The sequence below is a fragment of the Bradyrhizobium sp. LeoB3 genome, assembly GCF_055456055.1.
Genome location: NZ_JBVBEF010000381.1, coordinates 1 through 456 on the forward strand (window position 1 = coordinate 1; position 456 = coordinate 456).

The following is a 456-nucleotide window of genomic DNA, read 5'->3' on the forward strand; positions in this document are numbered from 1 at the left end:
CGCGACATCGACCAGCTACTGCCCTGGGCCTACCGCGCTCAAGCCCTCAAAGCCGTGGCCTGAGAACGACGCTTACTATTCCGGCGGGGTACGAGTGCATTAGTCATCGATCAAAGCTCCCGGTTGCGCAGCGATAATGCTAGCTCGCATCGCTCGGCCCAGCCCGTTCTTAACGCACACTTATCAAACCCCTCCACCCGAAGTTACAAGCGTTGAACTCAATTCTGCGGCATGGATAAAGCCAAACAGATCGGCCCCAATGGAGTCCGGGATTTTCTGTTTCTCGGTGGGTTTGATCATCTGCACCAGGCTCCACGCGGCAGGCTGTCCGGCGCGATCGGCACTTGAACGCTTCCATAGTGTCAATCGGCTCCCAAATTTGACCCCCCGTATTGCCTCATCTGAGGATGTTACTTTCGCTTGACGGACGTAGCGCCGACTGTCGGCCGGTCTGAG

General features: G+C 57.2%; 1 protein-coding gene. It reads right to left on the reverse strand.

Annotated elements, in window-relative coordinates; translation table 11 throughout:
- Positions 1-183: 183 nt before the first annotated feature.
- Positions 184-456 (reverse strand): hypothetical protein (locus tag ACZXDY_RS46425; protein WP_464350091.1); only part of this gene is annotated, 273 nt, incomplete at its 5' end.